Source organism: Pseudomonas sp. PVC-5-1 (assembly GCF_057444345.1).
In genome coordinates this window covers 3,159,442-3,176,779 of sequence record NZ_CM172024.1, presented here as the reverse complement: position 1 = coordinate 3,176,779, position 17,338 = coordinate 3,159,442, and the positions used below count along the sequence as shown (strand labels likewise).

Annotated in this window: 12 protein-coding genes; 9 read left to right on the top strand and 3 right to left on the bottom strand. The window is 65.3% G+C overall.

Features of this window, described 5'->3' with window-relative positions:
- The first annotated feature begins 275 nt into the window (after positions 1-275).
- From AC2T3R_RS14380 to qhpG, 4 genes are read left to right on the top strand one after another with little or no spacing between them, the layout of a single operon-like run.
- Positions 276-2,186, top strand: coding sequence for a sigma-54-dependent Fis family transcriptional regulator (locus AC2T3R_RS14380; RefSeq protein ID WP_322264093.1), 1,911 nt, complete (start codon positions 276-278; stop codon positions 2,184-2,186).
- Between the two features lies 1 nt (position 2,187).
- Positions 2,188-3,921, top strand: coding sequence for an ABC transporter ATP-binding protein (locus AC2T3R_RS14375; RefSeq protein WP_085665547.1), 1,734 nt, complete (start codon positions 2,188-2,190; stop codon positions 3,919-3,921).
- A complete protein-coding gene (gene qhpE, locus AC2T3R_RS14370) occupies positions 3,911-4,588 on the top strand; it encodes a subtilisin-like serine protease QhpE (protein ID WP_486743823.1) in 678 nt (225 codons plus the stop codon). The genes AC2T3R_RS14375 and qhpE overlap by 11 nt, the downstream gene beginning before the upstream one ends.
- The gene (qhpG, locus tag AC2T3R_RS14365; RefSeq protein ID WP_486743822.1) at positions 4,581-5,873 is read left to right on the top strand and encodes a flavin-dependent monooxygenase QhpG; all 1,293 of its coding nucleotides are present in this window, start codon (positions 4,581-4,583) and stop codon (positions 5,871-5,873) included. Before qhpE ends, qhpG begins: the two co-directional genes overlap by 8 nt.
- A 375-nt stretch (positions 5,874-6,248) precedes the next feature.
- On the opposite strand, the gene AC2T3R_RS14360 is transcribed toward qhpG, so the two are convergent.
- From AC2T3R_RS14360 to AC2T3R_RS14350, 3 genes are all read right to left on the bottom strand, one after another.
- Positions 6,249-7,199 carry an IS110 family transposase gene (locus AC2T3R_RS14360; RefSeq protein ID WP_486743821.1) on the bottom strand — a complete coding sequence of 317 codons (951 nt, stop codon included), beginning with the start codon at positions 7,197-7,199 and terminating at the stop codon, positions 6,249-6,251.
- Positions 7,200-7,441: 242 nt separating this feature from the next.
- Positions 7,442-8,755 (bottom strand): alginate export family protein, encoded by a 1,314-nt coding sequence (locus AC2T3R_RS14355; RefSeq protein ID WP_486743820.1) that lies wholly within the window; start codon positions 8,753-8,755, stop codon positions 7,442-7,444.
- 151 nt (positions 8,756-8,906) lie between these two features.
- Positions 8,907-10,400 (bottom strand): aldehyde dehydrogenase family protein, encoded by a 1,494-nt coding sequence (locus tag AC2T3R_RS14350; RefSeq protein WP_046614337.1) that lies wholly within the window; start codon positions 10,398-10,400, stop codon positions 8,907-8,909.
- 495 nt (positions 10,401-10,895) lie between these two features.
- On the opposite strand from AC2T3R_RS14350, the gene peaA reads away from it, so the two are divergent.
- From peaA to AC2T3R_RS14325, 5 genes are all read left to right on the top strand, one after another.
- Positions 10,896-12,461: a quinohemoprotein amine dehydrogenase subunit alpha gene (gene peaA, locus AC2T3R_RS14345; protein ID WP_486743819.1), complete on the top strand. Its 1,566-nt coding sequence runs from the start codon at positions 10,896-10,898 to the stop codon at positions 12,459-12,461.
- A 49-nt stretch (positions 12,462-12,510) separates the two neighbouring features.
- Positions 12,511-13,941, top strand: a complete 1,431-nt coding sequence (gene peaB / locus AC2T3R_RS14340) for a quinohemoprotein amine dehydrogenase maturation protein (RefSeq protein WP_015270568.1) — start codon at positions 12,511-12,513, stop codon at positions 13,939-13,941.
- Position 13,942: 1 nt separating this feature from the next.
- Positions 13,943-14,266 (top strand): quinohemoprotein amine dehydrogenase subunit gamma, encoded by a 324-nt coding sequence (gene qhpC / locus AC2T3R_RS14335; protein WP_004375838.1) that lies wholly within the window; start codon positions 13,943-13,945, stop codon positions 14,264-14,266.
- A 32-nt stretch (positions 14,267-14,298) separates the two neighbouring features.
- Entirely contained in the window at positions 14,299-15,420 is a 1,122-nt protein-coding gene (gene peaD, locus AC2T3R_RS14330; RefSeq protein ID WP_015270567.1) for a quinohemoprotein amine dehydrogenase subunit beta, read from the top strand.
- A gap of 138 nt (positions 15,421-15,558) precedes the next feature.
- A complete protein-coding gene (locus AC2T3R_RS14325) occupies positions 15,559-17,232 on the top strand; it encodes a fatty acid CoA ligase family protein (protein WP_410952378.1) in 1,674 nt (557 codons plus the stop codon).
- The last annotated feature ends 106 nt before the right edge of the window (positions 17,233-17,338 follow it).

The window sequence follows — 17,338 nt, the reverse complement described above, 5'->3', positions numbered from 1 at the left end:
CCGCGAATGGGCCGGTGCCGGGTGTCTGGCGGGCACCTGGGCTTTGTTGAAATCAAGCGGCAGCCGTGATCGACCTCGTGGAACCCGCTCCCACAAAGCTTGCGCAAGCTTTCAGATCTTGAGCAAGGCGGTGCTCCTGCCTGTCCCTTTACGTAAACGTCACCATATGCCACCTTCTACCTCAGCCTGATGACGGCCAGGGATTTCTCCCGCACACTGCGGAAAATTCCCAAGCCCGTTCTCCGCCACCTTGCGGGGCACAGCCGGAGTAGAAAATGGCGCGACAACTAATAACAAACGCCCACGACCCGCTGCACGAATCCCGCCAGGCCCGCCTGAAGCTGGCCAGCGAAGGCGAGCTGCCACTGGGCATGCTGCGCGACGAGATCGATGCCTCCTGGCGCCGCAGCCTGGGCCATGGGCTGGATTGCCTGCAGGGCGAGCAGGTCGGCCTGGGCCTGGAGCAGGGCCACGACCTGCGCATGCTGCTGGAGCGCAACCGCCTGCTGGTCGACGCCGTTACCCCGGAACTGGACTACCTGGTCGCGCGTCAGGGCAAGGCCGGCATCGTCATCCTCGGCGACGCCCAGGCCAACGTGCTGGCCATCGAAGGGCAGAAGCACGTGCTGCAACGCGAGGGCCTGCGCGACCTGCACCCGGGCAGTTGCTGGAGCGAATCACTGCGCGGCACCAACGCCATCGGCACGGCAGTGGTGGAAGGCCGGCCGACGCTGATCAACTGCGGCGAACATTACCTCGACCGCCTCAGCCCGTTCTCCTGTACTTCGGTACCCCTGCGCGACCCGCGCGGCGAGGTGATCGGCGTGCTCGACATCACCCGTGAAGGGGTGATGGCGCAACCACAGGACAGCCTGTCGACGCTGATGCTGGCGGCCGGCAACATCGAAAGCCGTATGTTTGGCCTGTGCCACCCGGAGCAATTGGTGCTGGCCTTCCACAGCCGCCCGCAATACCTCAACAGCGCCTGGCATGGCCTGCTGGCGCTGAGCCTGGACGGTGAAGTGCTGGCTGCCAACGACAGTGCCTGCCAGCTGTTGCAGGTGCCGCGCCATGAGCTGTTGGGCCGGCGCAGCAGCGACCTGCTGGGTGAACGGTCACCGGCCTTCATCGCCCGCCTGTGGCAGGGCGGGGTGAGCAGCGTGCAAACGGCCAAGGGCGAGTTCTACTTCCGCGCCCTGCAGCTGCCGCGCCATGGTCGGGTCAACGGCAGCACGCCGGTGAGCAAGCCGGCGCCGGGCAAGCAGTCGCCGGCCCTCGACGCCCTGGCCGGTGGCGACCCGCGCCTGGCGCGCAACCTGCGCATGGCCCGCCAGGGGCTGGGCAATGGTCTGCCGGTGCTGTTGCTGGGCGAGACCGGTACCGGCAAGGAAGTCGTCGCCCGGGCCCTGCACCAGGCCAGCCCGCGTGCCGACAAACCGTTCGTGGCCGTCAACTGCGCGGCCATCCCCGAAGGGCTGATCGAGTCCGAACTGTTCGGCTACCGTGAAGGTGCGTTCACCGGCTCGCGCCGGGGCGGCATGGTCGGCCGGCTGATGCAGGCCCACGGCGGCACGCTGTTCCTCGACGAAATCGGCGACATGCCGCTAGCGCTGCAGGCGCGCTTGTTGCGGGTACTGCAGGAACGGCGCGTGGCACCGCTGGGGGCGGGCGACGAGCAGGAGATCGACGTGGCATTGATCTGTGCCACGCACCGCGACCTCAAGCGCCTGGTGCAGGAGCAGCACTTCCGCGAAGACCTTTACTACCGGGTCAACGGCGTGTCGCTGCGCCTGCCGGCACTGCGCGAGCGTGATGACCTGGCGGCGATCATCCAGGGGCTGCTGGACAAGTCCGATGCCCGGGGCGTGACCTTGGACCCGGCCCTGACCGCGTTGCTCGAAGGCTTCGACTGGCCGGGCAACATCCGCCAGCTGGAAATGGTCGTGCGCACCGCGCTGGCCATGCGCGAGGACGGCGAGCAGGTGCTGACCCTGGACCACCTCACCGACTGCCTGCTGGACGAACTGGCCAGTGGCACGGCGCCTTCCGGCAGCCTTAAGGACAACGAGCTGGAGCTGATCCGTGGCGCCTTGGCGCGCCATCAGGGCAACGTGTCCGCGGCGGCCGAGGCGCTGGGTATCAGCCGGGCGACGCTGTACCGCAAGCTCAAACAGTTGCGCGGCTGACGTGGGCGGCCTGTTCGCCCGGCTGGTGGAGTCCAGCGACCCTGTGCTCATGCGCCAGGCGTTGGCCTGGCTGTATGGTTTCGTGCGCCCCCATCGACGCGCCATCGGCCTGTTGCTCGGCTTGTCGCTGGGCGCCTCATTGCTGGCGCTGGCGCAACCCTGGCTGGTCAAGACGCTGATCGACGAGGGTCTGCTGGCCAAGGACTACCAGACCCTCTGGCACATGGCCGCGATCATGATCGGCGCGGGCCTGCTGGGTACCGTGCTGGCCGGGGTCAATCGCTACCTGCACACGCGCTTGTCGGGGCGCATCCTGTTTGCCCTGCGCGATGACCTTTACCGCCACCTGCAGCAGCTGTCGCCGACGTTCTACGGGCGGCGGCGCATCGGCGACATCCTTTCGCGGCTGGATGGCGATGTGGCGGAAATCCAGCGTTTTGCCGTGGACTCGCTGTTTTCGGCGGTGTCGGCGGTGATCGGCCTGGTGGGCGCGGTGGTGTTGATGCTGATGCTGTCGTGGCAACTGTCGCTGCTGCTGGCGCTGCTGGTACCGATAGAAGTGCTGTGGCTGCGCTGGATGCGGCGCAAGGTGGAGCGCGAAGTACGCAACCTGCGCGAACGCTCGGCGGATGTGTCATCGTTCCTGGTCGAAACCCTGCCAGCGATGAAGTTCATCCAGGCCGCCGGCCAGCAAGGCCGCGAGGCGGGGCGCCTGGACCAGTTGGGCCAGGGCTACATGCGCCAGCTGCTCAAGGTGCAGGTGACCGAATTCTTCACCCAGGCCATCCCCGGCACGCTGACCTCCTGGTGCCGCGCCTGCGCGTTCCTGGTCGGCGGTTGGTGGGTAATCCAGGGCACTTGGCAACTAGGTGCGCTGATCGCCTTTTCCACCTACATGGGCATGGCGGTAGGGCCGGTGCAGAGCCTGCTGGGCCTGTACGTGGCGGTGCAGCGCATGGCGGTGAGCCTGGGGCGGGTGATGGAACTGAAGCAGGAGGCCGTGGCCGTGCGCCCGGCAGCCAACCCGCAGCCGGTGCCCGACGGGCCGGGCGAATTGCGCCTCGAGGGGGTGAGTTTTGCCCATGAAGGGCGCCAGGGCGCGGTGCTGAACGACGTGCAGGTGTGCGTGCCGGGTGGCCTGAAGGTGGCCATCAGCGGTGCCTCGGGGGTGGGCAAGTCGACCCTGATCGACCTGCTGCAGCGCTTCTACGACCCGGACGCCGGGCGCATCCTGCTGGACGGCACCGACCTGCGCGAACTGGACCTGGCTGCGCTGCGCCGGCGCATTGCGGTGGTCAGCCAGGATATCGTGCTGTTCCGCGGCACCCTTGCACAGAACCTGGCCTACGGCGTGCCCGAGGCCAGCCGTGAGGAACTGGAGCGGGTGGTGCGCCTGGCGCGGCTGGACAGCCTGGTCGACAGCCTGCCGCTGGGCCTGGACGGCCTGCTGGGTGAGCGTGGCCAGCAGTTGTCCGGCGGGCAGAAACAGCGCATAGCCATCGCCCGCGCGGTGCTGCAGGCGCCGGCGATCCTGGTGCTGGACGAGGCCACCTCGGCGGTGGACGAAGCCACCGAGCGCGAAGTGATCGCGGCCATCGACCAGTTGTTCGCCGGTCGCACGCGCATCCTGATCAGCCATCGCGCTTCGACCCTGGCCGATGCCGACCTGCACCTGCAGCTGCACGCTGGCCAGTTGCAGGTGCTGCCCGAGGAGGTGATCAAGCATGGGCACTGACGTGCGTGTTGGCGTGATCGACAGTGGTTGCACGCCGGAGCAGGCCAGCGCCTTGCTGGGCGCACGCCGCTTCTGGCTGGAGGACGGCCAGTTGCGCGAAGGTGACATGCTGCCCGACCAGCTCGGGCACGGTAGCGCGGTGCTCGCCGGCTTGCAGCGGGAGGCCGGGCCGGTGCCTGTGCTGCTGGCCCAGGTTTTCGGCGCCCAGGCCAGCACCAGTGCCTTGCAGGTGGCGGCCGCGCTGCTGTGGCTGGTGGAGGCGGGGGTTACGCTGGTCAACCTCAGCCTTGGCCTGCAGCAGGACCGGCCTGTGCTGCACCAGGCCTGTGCCGAGGCTTTGGCTGCGGGTGTGCTGATGTGCGCCTCCAGCCCGGCCCAGGGCGGGCCAGTGTATCCGGCCAGCTACCCCGGGGTGATACGGGTCACAGGCGACGCCCGCTGTGCGCCTGGCCAGTGGTCCTGGCTGGGTACCCGGCAGGCGGACTTTGGCGGTTATGTAGGGGCGGGCGGCAGGGCGGGCGCGAGCCTGGGCTGTGGGGCCCTGAGTGGCAGGATCGCTGCGTTGCTGCGTGACGAGCCGGGCATGGACCACCAGCAGGTTCATGACTGGTTGCGCCACCACGCGGCGTTTACCGGCCCAGAGCGACGAGGTGTCGGCCATGGCTGAACCGCGCATTGTAGTGTTGGGGGCAGGCCCTGCGGGTGCGGCCACGGCCATTGGCCTGCGGCGGCTGGGTTATGCGGTGACGGTGGTGTCCGAGTGGCGCCGGTTCGCGGCGGTCGAAGGGGTTTCGCAGCGGGTGCTGGACGGGCTGCGCCATGCCGGCCTTGGTGGGGCGTTGCGCCAGGCGGCGATGCCGGCGACTCGGCAAGTGCACTGGAACGGCCAGCAGTTGCACCTGAACCAGGAGTTTCTGCTCGATCGGCAAATGTTTGACCGGGCGCTGCGCGATGACCTTCAGTGCGCGGGTGTGAGCGTGGTCGAGGGACGGGTGCGTGAGGTCGTACGCGAAGGCGGCCACGATATTCGCCTGGACGACGGGCAGGTACTGCAGGCCGATTTCCTGGTCGAAGCCCGAGGCCGCCAGGCCCCGTTGGCCGCCGACCGCCTGCGCGGGCCGGAGACGGTCAGCTTGTTGAATGTCTGGCAGGCCGCCCCCGGGGCGCCAGCGTCGGCGGTGGAGAGCCTGGCAGATGGCTGGGCGTGGATGGCGCGCCTGGAGGACGGCCGCTGCTACTGGCAAGTCACCCTGGACGCCGTCGGGCTGCCGGGCAAGGCCGGATTGGCGGATTACTGTGCGGCGCGGCGAGCCGGCAGCGTGCTGGTGGCCGAGCTGTTCGATGCCAGGGCCTTGGCGCCGGCAGAGGTGCATGCGCGCAGCAGTACCGCGATTCTGGCCGGTGAGTGCGTCGGGCAGGACTGGATACGCGTGGGCGATGCCGCGATGGCCGTTGACCCGCTATCGGGTAACGGGATCTTCCAGTCGCTGTCTTCGGCGCTGCAGGCGCCGGTGGTGATCAATACCTTGCTGCGCAGGCCCGAGCGGGCCGGGTTGGCGCGGCAGTTTCACCAGCAGCGGATCGAACAGCTGTTTTTGCGTTTTGCCCGAATCGGGCGGGATTTCTATGGGCAAGAGCAGGGTCGGGTGGGGCAGCCGTTCTGGGCGCGGCGGCAGGGTTGGCCGGACATGCAGGCATTGCACGTGGCGGCGGACTGGAGCGCGGTGAGGGTCGAGCGGCGGCCGGTGTTGCGTGACGGGCTGGTGGATGAGGCCGAGGTGGTGGTGACGGCGGATCAGCCGTTGGGGGTGTGGCATTTGCAGGGGGTGGAGTTGGCGCCGGTGGTGCGGGGGCTGCGTAGCGGCCGACCTCTCGAGGCAGTGTTGTCAGGCCTGCCAGGGGAGCAGCAGATGATGGTGCGGCGGTGGTTGTTGGAGCAGGGTTTGGCTTGAGATTGCCGGGGCCGCTTTGCGGCCCTATCGCCGGCAAGCCAGCTCCCACAGGTTGCCACAGAGCCAGAGGCATGTGCTGTACTTGTGGGAGCTGGCTTGCCGGCGATAGGGCCCTTGAATCAGAAGAAAGTCCCGACGATCAGCTGCATATAGGTCCCGGTATCCCGCCCACCCAGCTGCGTCCCGCCATTGGCCGCGCTGCGTTCCGGCTCCCACAGGTTGCCACAGAGCCAGAGGCATGTGCTGTACCTGTGGGAGCAACTGTCTTTAGAAATTTATTTTCAAGCGTGCCATTCGGGCAGGGCTTCGCTCGATACCGCGTAGCGGTGTCGTTGGCGAAGCCCGCATTTGTAGAAAATCGATCCTCGTTCGTGATCAGGTTGCGGGTACCTGAGGCTTGAGCTCTTTCCACTCCGTTCCGTCACGCAGCATTGCGTTCAGGCGCACCAGCAACACGCGCATGCACGCCACTGCGGCAACTTTTGCGCACTTGCCTCGGGCTATCAGGTCTTCATAGCGGGTTCTAACTTCTGGGACATGCTGGATCATTGACCAGATCGACATGTAGGCCGCCTTGCGGACTCTGTAACGCCCGCCTTCGATCTTCCTCGGGCCACTCTTCTTGCCGCTGTCTTTGTTGTACGGCGCTAACCCAGCCAAGGCTGCAATTTCGCGCCCCGTCACGCTTCCCAGCTCAGGTAGGTAGGCCATGAAGGTGCCACAACTGATGACGCCAATCCCTTTCACAGACCTTAGCCGCATGGCTGTCGTGCGATCCAGCACGTTCGAGGCGCGCTCAATCGCCTTGTCCAAAGCCTTAATCTGATCATTCAGGTAAGCGACATGCTCGGTATAAACGGTAATGGCCGTAACTGAAGTGGTTTGTTTCATCCGACGCTTGTCATCATCCCGATGCTGGACAAGATTGCCACGGAGTTTGATGAGCTCTCCCAGTTCATCCCGATCTTGATTAGGCTCTATCTGCGGCAAGTCCTCGAAATCCCTGGCAAACCGCGCCAGCATCTGGGCGTCGATCTTGTCAGTCTTGGCAATTTTGCCCATGGCACTCGCATAGTCCCGACAGCGCTTGGGGTTGACCCTGATGACGTTCAAACCCTCCAGTCGCAAGGCTTTGAATACGGCTCGTTCATAGCCACCAGTGGCTTCCAGCAAGACCCGTTCGACCTCAAGCTCGTTCAGGCATGCGATCAGTTGCGCAAAGCCCTCTGGGTCATTCCTGACCTGGAACTGGGGAATACTTTCAGGAAGAAAGCCCACATCCAGAGTCGCTTTCGAAACGTCGAGACCAACGAAGTAGGAAATCATCGCCAAGCCCTCTTACACTCAAGAAGTGAGAGCACTCTGACTTAGCCCTAGCTTGTGACTACGAGTTCGCCACTCATTCAACTGTTCGGGCTTAGGTCAGAGTGAGAGGTGGATGGCGACTAGGCTCCCACTCGTGCTTTAGAGCACATCTGGCTTTCAGTCTGCCATCCACTGCTCTCACCCTTTCGAGTTTAAGAGACCTTGAAGACACAAGCTGGCTTGCCGGCGATAGGGCCCTTGAATCAGAAGAAAGTCCCGACGATCAGCTGCATATAGGTCCCGGTATCCCGCCCGCCCAGCTGCGTCCCGCCATTGGCCGCGCTGCGCTCCGGTTTGTAGAACCCTACCAGCGGGCTGATCAGCAGATGGTCGTTGACCATCCATTCCACGTACAGGTCCAGCTCCCGTCCGCCCAGGTTGCCTTGGTCGGTGTCCAGCGTATCGAAGTCGAAGTACAGCGCGCCGACGGTCAGGTTGTCCCGTGGCTTGCCTTTCAGCGCCACGTGGTGCACCTGGCTGTTGCTGTTGAACGGCCCGGCATAGTTCGCCGCTACCTCACCCTGGAACCAGGTGCCATAGCCACGGCTCAGGCCATAGAACAGCGGGTCGAAGTCTTCGGAAAAGCGGCTGTAGCGGTAGGTGGCGGTGGGGGACCAGGGCAGTTCGGAGAAGGTCCAGTTGCCTTCCAGGTACCAGGCGTTCTCCCGCCCGCCGGTTTTGTCCTGGGTCACGTACTCGACGGCCAGCTCCAGGTCTTTCACCCCCAGGTTGCCACGCCCGCGCAGGCTGGCGGTGTCCATGCCGTCGCGGTGTTCCAGGCCCATGATCTGCGCATAGCGCTGGTCCACGTCGAGGCCGCGGATCCAGCTCAGGCCGACGGTGCCGGCGTCGGCGACGTGCTCCAGGTTGGCCACCGCCAGCGAGGTGTCGGCCTGGTAGTGGTTGTCGGACTTCAGCCACATCAGGTCGCCGCGCCAGCCTTGCTTGCCTCCCAGGCGCAGCACGGCGGTGCGGTCGAAGGCCTTGCGTGCGGCCAGGTAGTAGGCGCCACCGCGGTCAAAGTTGGCGCCCAGGTCGACCTTGCCCAGGTTCACCGGGTCGCCCTGGATCAGGAAGCCGTCGCCCAGGGTCACCACCTGGCGGCCGCCGGAAATGTCCACGCCGTCTTCGCCCAGGGCCGGGAACAGGTTGGCCGAGCGCCAGCCCAGGTACAGGTCTTCGATGGCGGTGCGGCGCTCGTCACCCAGGGTCAGGCCGGCGGCATCGCCGTCGCCCCAGGTGGCGGAGCTGAGCAGGTTGAAGGCGCCGTAGAGCGCGCCGCTGTCGGCCAGGGCCTGGCTGCCGCTGAGGCCATACTTGACGTAGCCTTCCTGCCAGGCGGTACTACCAGGCTTGCGGTTGCCGGCCAGGTTGAAGCTTTCGTCGCTGTGGAAGGCGCCGAACAGGGCTTCGAGGTCGGCGTTGAGGGTGGTGCCGTCGTGGTTGTACAGCTCGTAGGCCTGGGTGACCGGGGCGGCGAACAGCAGGGCCAATGTGCAGGCGAGTTTGTGCCTCATGGTGTGCTCCATGTTTTTGTTGTTTTTGGGGTTGCCTGTACCGGCCTCTTCGCGGGCTTGCCCGCTCCCACAGGATTTCCTCAGGTCGTGAAAGGAGTGCAATACCTGTGGGAGCGGGCGAGCCCGCGAAGAGGCCGGTGCAGGAAAATGATCAGAGCTTGATCAACACCGATTTCAGCTCGGTGTAGTGCTCGATGGCAGCCGCCCCCATCTCACGGCCGACGCCGGACATCTTGTAGCCGCCAAACGGCAAGGCAGGGTCGAGGGCGCTGTGGCAGTTGACCCACACCGACCCCGACTTGATGCGCGGGATCATCCGGTGCACGGCGGCCAGGTCGTTGGACCAGATGCTCGCACCCAGCCCATAGGGGTTGTCGTTGGCCATGCCGATCACTTCGTCGATGTCATCGAACGGCATCGCCACCAGCACCGGCCCGAAGATCTCTTCCTGTACCAGGCGGTGGCGCTGGTCGACATCGACGATCACCGTCGGCTTGACGAAGTAGCCCGGCCCGAAGCCTTCGCCACCACAGGCGATGGTCGCGCCCAGCTCGCGGCCAAGCTCGATGTAGCCGGTGACGCGGTCCTGCTGCTTGGCCGAGATCAGCGGGCCCATCTGCACCGCAGGGTCCAGGCCGCTGCCCAGCTTCATGCCGTTGGCGATGCCGGCGATGTCGGCCACCACGTTGTCGAAGTGCTTGCGGTGCACGTACAGGCGGGACCCGGCGCAGCACACCTGGCCCTGGTTGAAGAAGATCGCCGTGGCGGCGCCGGCGGCGGCTTCCTGCAGGTTGGCGTCGGGCATGACGATGGTCGGCGACTTGCCGCCGAGTTCCAGGGTGACGCGGGTCATGTTGTCCATGGCCGCCTTGCCGATCAGCTTGCCGACCTCGGTGGAGCCAGTGAAGGTCAGCTTGTCCACGCCGGGGTGGCGGCTGAGTGCGGCGCCGGCGTTCAGGCCGGTGCCGGTGACTACGTTGAACACACCTGCCGGGTAGCCGGCTTCGTCCACCAGCTCAGCCAGCTTGAGCACGCTCAGCGGTGTTTCGTCGGCGGGCTTGAGCACGACGGTGCAACCGGTAGCCAGGGCCGGGCCGAGCTTCCAGCAGGCCAGCAGCAACGGGAAGTTCCAGGCGACGATGGCGCCGACCACGCCCACTGCCTCGCGCCGCACGAAACCATGGAACTGGTCGTTGGGCATCAACGGCATCGAGGCTTCGACGGTGCTACCCTCGATCTTGGTGGCCCAGCCGGCCATGTAGCGCAGGAAGTCGATGGCCAGTTGCACGTCCATCACCTGGGCAACGGCGGCGCTCTTGCCGTTGTTCAGGCATTCCAGTTCGGCCAGCTGGCGGGCGTCGCGCTCCATCAGGTCGGCCAGGCGCCACAGCAGGTTCTGCCGTTCGCGTGGGCGCAGGCGGCTCCACGGCGAATCGTCGAAAGCCTGGCGAGCGGCGCGCACGGCGCGGTCGACATCTTCGGCCTCGGCGGCGGGCACTTCACCCAGTACCTCGCCAGTGGCCGGGTTGCGGAACGACAGGGTGCGACCGCTGGCGGCGTCCTGCCAGTCGGCGCCGATGCGCATCTTCAGCTTGCGTTCGAGAAAGGCGCGGGTAGCGGGCAGGATGGGCAGTTCGGAAAGCATGGGACGGTGCCTCTTGTCATTGGATGTGACAGGCATAGGCGCAATGGGCGTGCCAAGGTCGGTAGATGGCCGCAAACCGTTGAACGGGTTGGGTTTTGTCCTGCTGCAAGGTTGGGATTGCAAGGTTGCGCTGTTGCACATTGAGACGGTGTGAGACGGTGGTGAAACAGTGGCATCAAGGGCCAATCGCCGGCAAGCCAGCTCCCACAGGTTAAACACTGCCTTGAAGACCTGTGCTGTACCTGTGGGAGCTGGCTTGCCGGCGATTGGCCTGCGCAGCAGGCCCCTGTCTCAGGATGAAACACCCCTGTCGCGAAATGGCACGCTGCAATTGGCCATACCTGCTCCTGGCCAAGGCCGAAAAACCGGCTAACAGGTTGAAAGAAAACGCTTTTACAGCACCTGGCACAGTTCCTGTATCACAACCGTCACATGCACACCTGCTGTACCAAAGCGTGCGAAAACGATAAGAACAACAACCGTGGAGGTCTGACCTTGAAGACGACTCGACTCCGGCGGCATGCGGGCAAACTGGCGCTGGTCGCCGCCGCGCTGCTGAGCACCCAGGCCATGGCGGCCGAGCAGGGCCCGAGCCTGTTGCAGAACAAGTGCATGGGGTGCCATATCCCCGAAGGCAACGACACCTACAGCCGCATCAGCCACCAGCGCAAGACGCCGGAAGGCTGGCTGATGAGCATCGCCCGCATGCAGGTGATGCACGGCCTGCAGATCAGCGACGACGACCGCCGCACCCTGGTCAAGTACCTGGCCGACAAGCAGGGCCTGGCGCCCAGCGAAACCGATGGCGTGCGGTATGCCATGGAGCGCCGGCTGAACACCGTCGAGCAGTTCGACACCCAGCTCAGCGAAACCTGTGGCCGTTGCCACTCCGGTGCCCGTGTCGCCTTGCAGCGGCGCCCGGCCAAGGAGTGGGAGCACCTGGTCAACTTCCATCTCGGCCAGTGGCCGTCCCTCGAATACCAGGCCCAGGCGCGTGACCGCGACTGGCTGCCGATCGCCCTGCAACAAGTGGTGCCGGACCTGGCCAAGCGCTACCCGCTGGAAAGCGCGGCGTGGGCCGAATGGCAGAAGGCCAGGCCCAAGGCCGATGCGCTGCCGGGCCAGTGGGCATTCAGCGGCCACATGCTGGCCAAGGGCGATGTGCGCGGGGTGATGAGCGTCACGCCTGACCAGGGTGACACCTTCAAGGTCGAGGTCAAGGGCGCTTATGCCGACGGCACGCCGTTCAATGGCAGCGGGTCGGCGATCCTCTACAACGGCTATGAGTGGCGTGGCAACGTCAAGGTCGGCGACGCCAACCTGCGCCAGGTGTTCGCCGCGCTGGATGGCGAAATGAAGGGCCGCATGTTCGAGGCCGAGCACGACGAGCGTGGCCTGGACTTCACCGCAGTGAAGGAGGGCAAGGCGCGCCTGCTGGCGGTACAACCGGCATTCATCAAGGCCGGTGGCGAAAGCGAGATCACCCTGGTCGGCAGCGGCCTGGCCGGCAAACCGGACCTGGGCGCTGGCGTGGAAGTGACCGAGGTACTGGAGCAGACCCCAACCCTGGTACGGGTGAAGGCCCGCGCCGCGGCCGATGCCAAGCCTGGCCAGCGCGAAGTCGCCGTAGGGGCGCTCAAGGGCGTCAACCTGGCGGTGTACGACAAAGTCGAGGAAGTGAAAGTGGTGCCGGCGTTCTCCATCGCCCGCATCGGCGAAAACGGTGCCTCGGTGCCCAAGGTGCAGGGCCGCTTCGAGGCCGAAGCCTGGGGCAAGGACGCCAATGGCCAGCCGCTGCGCATCGGCTACTTGCCGGCCAGCTGGAAGGTCGAGCCGTTCAACGAGCGTGCGATCGAGGACGAAGACGTGAAGTTCGCCGGGAAGATGCAGGCCGATGGCGTGTTCGTGCCAGGCGGCGCTGGCCCCAACCCGGAGCGCAAGATGATGACCAACAACGCCGGCAACCTGAAGGTCATCGCCACCCTGGCCGACGGTGGCCAGACTGGCGAGGGGCACATGATCGTCACCGTACAGCGCTGGAACAACCCGCCGCTGCCGTAACGGCAGGGGGCTTACGGTTTTCCAACGGATCGATTATCGGGAGGTCGCCATGGGCGCGCTACTGAACCTGGTCGAACGCAACCTGCATGAAGTGCAGGTCGACGCCGACCGCATGCTGTTCCATATCCCCAGCAGTTCGCTGTTCACCGCCGACGCGGTGACCGGCGGCATCATCGACACCCTGCGCCAGCAAGGCTGCTCGGCCGAGGAGCTGATGCAGCGCCTTGGCCAGCGGTTTGCCGGCAGCGATATCCAGGACACCCTGCGCGAGCTGATCGCGCTGGAACTGGTCAGCGACGGCTCGCCGCTGACCCCGGAAATCGCCCTCAAGCAGGTCGAGCGCACGGCGCTGAACACCGTGGTGCTCAACGTCAACACCGGCTGCAACCTCAGCTGCACCTACTGCTACAAGGAAGACCTGGACAAACCGTCCGCGGGCAAGAAGATGAGTACTGCCACCGCCGAGGCTTCGGTGGAGATGCTGCTCAAGGAGTCGCCCGACGAGCAGCGCTACAGCGTGGTGTTCTTCGGTGGCGAGCCGCTGTCCAACCGGCCACTGATCGAGCACATGGTCGCCTACTGCGAGCGGCGCTTCGCCGAGGCGGGCAAGCAGGTGGAGTTCATCATGACCACCAATGCCACCTTGCTCAACGAAGAGATCGTCGACTGGCTCAATGCCCATCGCTTCGGCCTGTCGATCAGCATCGACGGCCCCAAGACCGTGCACGACCGCAACCGCATCACCGTGGGCGGGCAGGGCACCTATGACGTGGTGCGGCGCAAGGTCGACATGCTGCTGTCGCGCTACCACAGCCGCCCGGTGGGCGCGCGGGTCACGCTGACCCGTGGCATCACCGATGTCGAGACCATCTGGAACCACCTGTTCAACGAACTGGGCTTCGCTGAAGTCGGCTTTGCCCCGGTCACCTCCGGCGACATGGCCAACTTCAACCTCACGGGCGAAGAGCTGGTGCAGGTGTTCGCCAACATGAAGGCGCTGGGCCGGCGTTACCTGGAGGCTGCGCTGGAGCACCGCAACATCGGCTTCTCCAACCTGCACCAGCTGATCACCGACATCCACGAAGGCCACAAGAAGGCCCTGCCGTGCGGCGCCGGGCTGAAGATGCTGGCCGTGGACCATGAGGGCGAGTTGAACCTGTGCCACCGCTTCACCGGCTCCAGCCTGCCGACCTTCGGCAATGTGCACCAGGGCGTGAAGCAGGCGCAGCTCAACGACTTCCTGTCGCAGCGCCTGGACCGCAGCAACACCGGCTGCGACAGCTGCCGCATCCGCAACCTGTGCTCCGGCGGCTGCTACCACGAAAGCTATGCCCGCTATGGCGACCCGCAGCACCCGACCTACCACTATTGCGAACTGATGCGCGACTGGGTCGACTTCGGCATCGAAGTCTACAGCCGCATCATGGCCGCCAACCCGGCCTTCATCGATCGCTACATCACCCCGCGGAAGGCGCACTGACATGAAGCACTTGAAGCCCCTGAACAACAAGGCGCGCATCCTCGAGCAGGCCGCCGCCGAAGACCGCGTCGAAGAAGTCATGGCCATGAGCGCAGTGGCGGGCTGCACCGCCACCACCGACCCGGGCTGGGAAGTGGACGCCTTTGGTGGCGTGAGCTCGCTGTGCCAGCCGATGGAGGCCGACCTGTATGGCTGCTCCGACCCTTGCTGGTGGCCGGCCCAGGTGCCGGACATGATGAGCACCTACCAGGACTGGAACGCCCAGGCGAGCAACTCGGCGGAAGACTGGCGCAACCTCGGCACCGTGTTCCCGAAAGACAAGTGACCGGCCCAACAAGAATGACAAGGGGAAACCGCATGAAAGCTGGACGCTGCGCGTCACTCGCGCTCACCATCGCCGCCACGGCGTGTGCCGGGCTGGTACAGGCCGCCGACACCGGGCCTGCGCTGAAGGCTGGCCACGAATACATGATCGTGACCAACTACCCGAACAACCTGCACGTGGTCGATGTGGCCAGTGACACGGTGTACAAGAGCTGCGTGATGCCCGACAAGTTCGGCCCCGGCACCGCGATGATGGCGCCGGACAACCGCACCGCCTACGTGCTCAACAACCACTACGGCGACATCTACGGCATCGACCTGGACACCTGCAAGAACACCTTCCACGCCAACCTGTCCAGTGTGCCGGGTGAGGTGGGCCGGTCGATGTACTCGTTCGCCATCAGCCCGGACGGCAAGGAAGTGTACGCCACGGTCAACCCGACCCAGCGCCTGAACGACCACTACGTGGTCAAGCCGCCGCGGCTGGAAGTGTTCAGCACCGCCGATGGCCTGGAGGCCAAGCCGGTGCGCACCTTCCCGATGCCGCGCCAGGTGTACCTGATGCGTGCGGCGGACGATGGCAGCCTGTACGTCGCCGGGCCGGACATCTACAAGATGGACGTGAAGACCGGCAAGTACACGGTGGCCTTGCCGCTGCGCAACTGGAACCGCAAAGGCTACAGCGCCCCGGACGTGCTGTACTTCTGGCCGCACCAGAGCCCGCGCCACGAGTTTTCGATGCTGTACACCATTGCCAGGTTCAAGGATGACAAGCAGGACCCGGCCACCGCCGATCTGCTGTATGGCTACCTGAGCGTCGACCTGAAGACCGGCAAGACCCACACCCAGGAATTTGCCGACCTGACCGAGCTGTACTTCACCGGGCTGCGTTCGCCAAAAGACCCGAACCAGATCTACGGCGTGCTCAACCGCCTGGCCAAGTACGACCTCAAACAGCGCAAGCTGATCAAGGCGGCGAATCTGGACCACACTTACTACTGCGTGGCCTTCGACAAGAAGGGCGACAAGTTGTACCTGGGCGGCACCTTCAACGACCTGGCGGTGTTCAACCCGGATACGCTGGAGAAAGTGAAGAACATCAAGTTGCCGGGTGGGGACATGTCCACCACTACGCCGCAGGTGTTCATCCGTTAAACCGGTGTTGGCTTCTTCGCGGGCTTGCCCGCTCCCACAGGGGCTGCACAGGCCTGGAAACCTGTGTGGTACCTGTGGGAGCGGGCAAGCCCGCGAAGAGGCCGGTACAGACAACACAAGAACAACAAGAGACCGCCCATGCCCCAGCCAAGCTACTCCCAGGGCAACCAGGACAAACCCCTGCTTACCCAGTGCATCGGCGACGCCTTCGACACCACCGTCGCCCGCTTCCCCGACCGTGACGCTTTGGTCGTCCGCCACCAGGCACTGCGCTACACCTGGCAGCAACTGGCCGAAGCCGTCGACCAGCATGCCCGTGCGCTAATGGCCCTGGGCGTGCAGCCCGGTGACCGCCTCGGCATCTGGGCACCCAACTGCGCAGAGTGGTGCATCACCCAGTTCGCCAGCGCCAAGGTGGGCGCGATCCTGGTCAACATCAACCCGGCCTACCGCTCCAGCGAGCTGGACTACGCCCTGGGCCAGTCCGGCTGCCGCTGGGTGATCTGCGCCGACGCGTTCAAGACATCCGACTACCACGCCATGTTGCTGGGCCTGGTTCCGGGCCTGGCCAGCAGCCAGCCGGGCGCCCTGATCTGCGAACGCTTCCCCGAACTGCGCGGTGTGGTCAGCCTGGCCGCTGCGCCACCGGCGGGCTTTCTCGCCTGGCACCAGCTGCAGGCCCGTGCCGCGGCCATCAGCCGCGAAGCCTTGGCCGAGCGCCAGGCGCAGCTGCGCTGCGACGACCCGATCAATATCCAGTACACCTCGGGCACCACCGGCTTCCCGAAAGGCGCCACCCTCAGCCACAGCAACATCCTCAACAACGGCTACATGGTCGGTGAAAGCCTGGGCCTGACCGAGCATGACCGGCTGGTGGTGCCGGTGCCGCTGTACCACTGCTTTGGCATGGTCATGGCCAACCTCGGCTGCATGACCCACGGCAGCACCCTGATCTACCCCAACGACGCCTTCGACCCATTGGCCACCCTGCGTGCGGTGGCGGAAGAAAAGGCCACTGCCTTGTACGGTGTGCCGACCATGTTCATTGCCGAACTGGACCACCCGCAGCGTGACGAGTTCGACCTGTCCAGCCTGCGCACCGGGATCATGGCCGGCGCCACCTGCCCGATCGAAGTGATGCGCCGGGTTATCGGCGAGATGCACATGGCCGAGGTGCAGATTGCCTACGGCATGACTGAAACCAGCCCGGTGTCGCTGCAGACCGGCGCCAGCGACGACCTGGAGCGCCGCGTGACCAGCGTCGGGCGCACCCAGCCAAGGCTGGAGAACAAGGTGATCGATGCTGATGGCAACACGCTGCCGCGGGGCGAGATCGGCGAATTGTGCACGCGGGGTTACAGCGTGATGCTGGGCTATTGGAACAACCCCAAGGCCACGGCCGAAAGCATCGATGAGGAAGGCTGGATGCACACCGGCGACCTGGCGGTGATGGACGAGCAGGGCTATGTGCGTATTGTCGGGCGCAGCAAGGACATGATCATTCGCGGCGGCGAGAACATCTACCCGCGCGAGCTGGAGGAGTTCTTCTTCACCCACCCGGCGGTGGCCGATGTGCAGGTGATTGGCGTGCCGTGCAGCAAGTACGGTGAAGAGATCGTGGCCTGGGTGCGGCTGCACCCGGGGCATACGGCCAGCGCGGAGGAGTTGCGCGAGTGGGCGAGGGCACGGATTGCGCACTTCAAGGTGCCGCGGTACTTCCGCTTTGTCGATGAGTTCCCGATGACGGTGACCGGCAAGGTGCAGAAGTTCCGCATGCGCGAGATTAGTGTCGAGGAATTGTCTGCCGGGTGATGTGTCGCCTGTGCTGGCCTCTTCGCGGGCACGCCCGCTCCCACAGGAAATTCACTACCCGTCAGACCTGTGACATACCTGTGGGAGCGGGCGTGCCCGCGAAGAG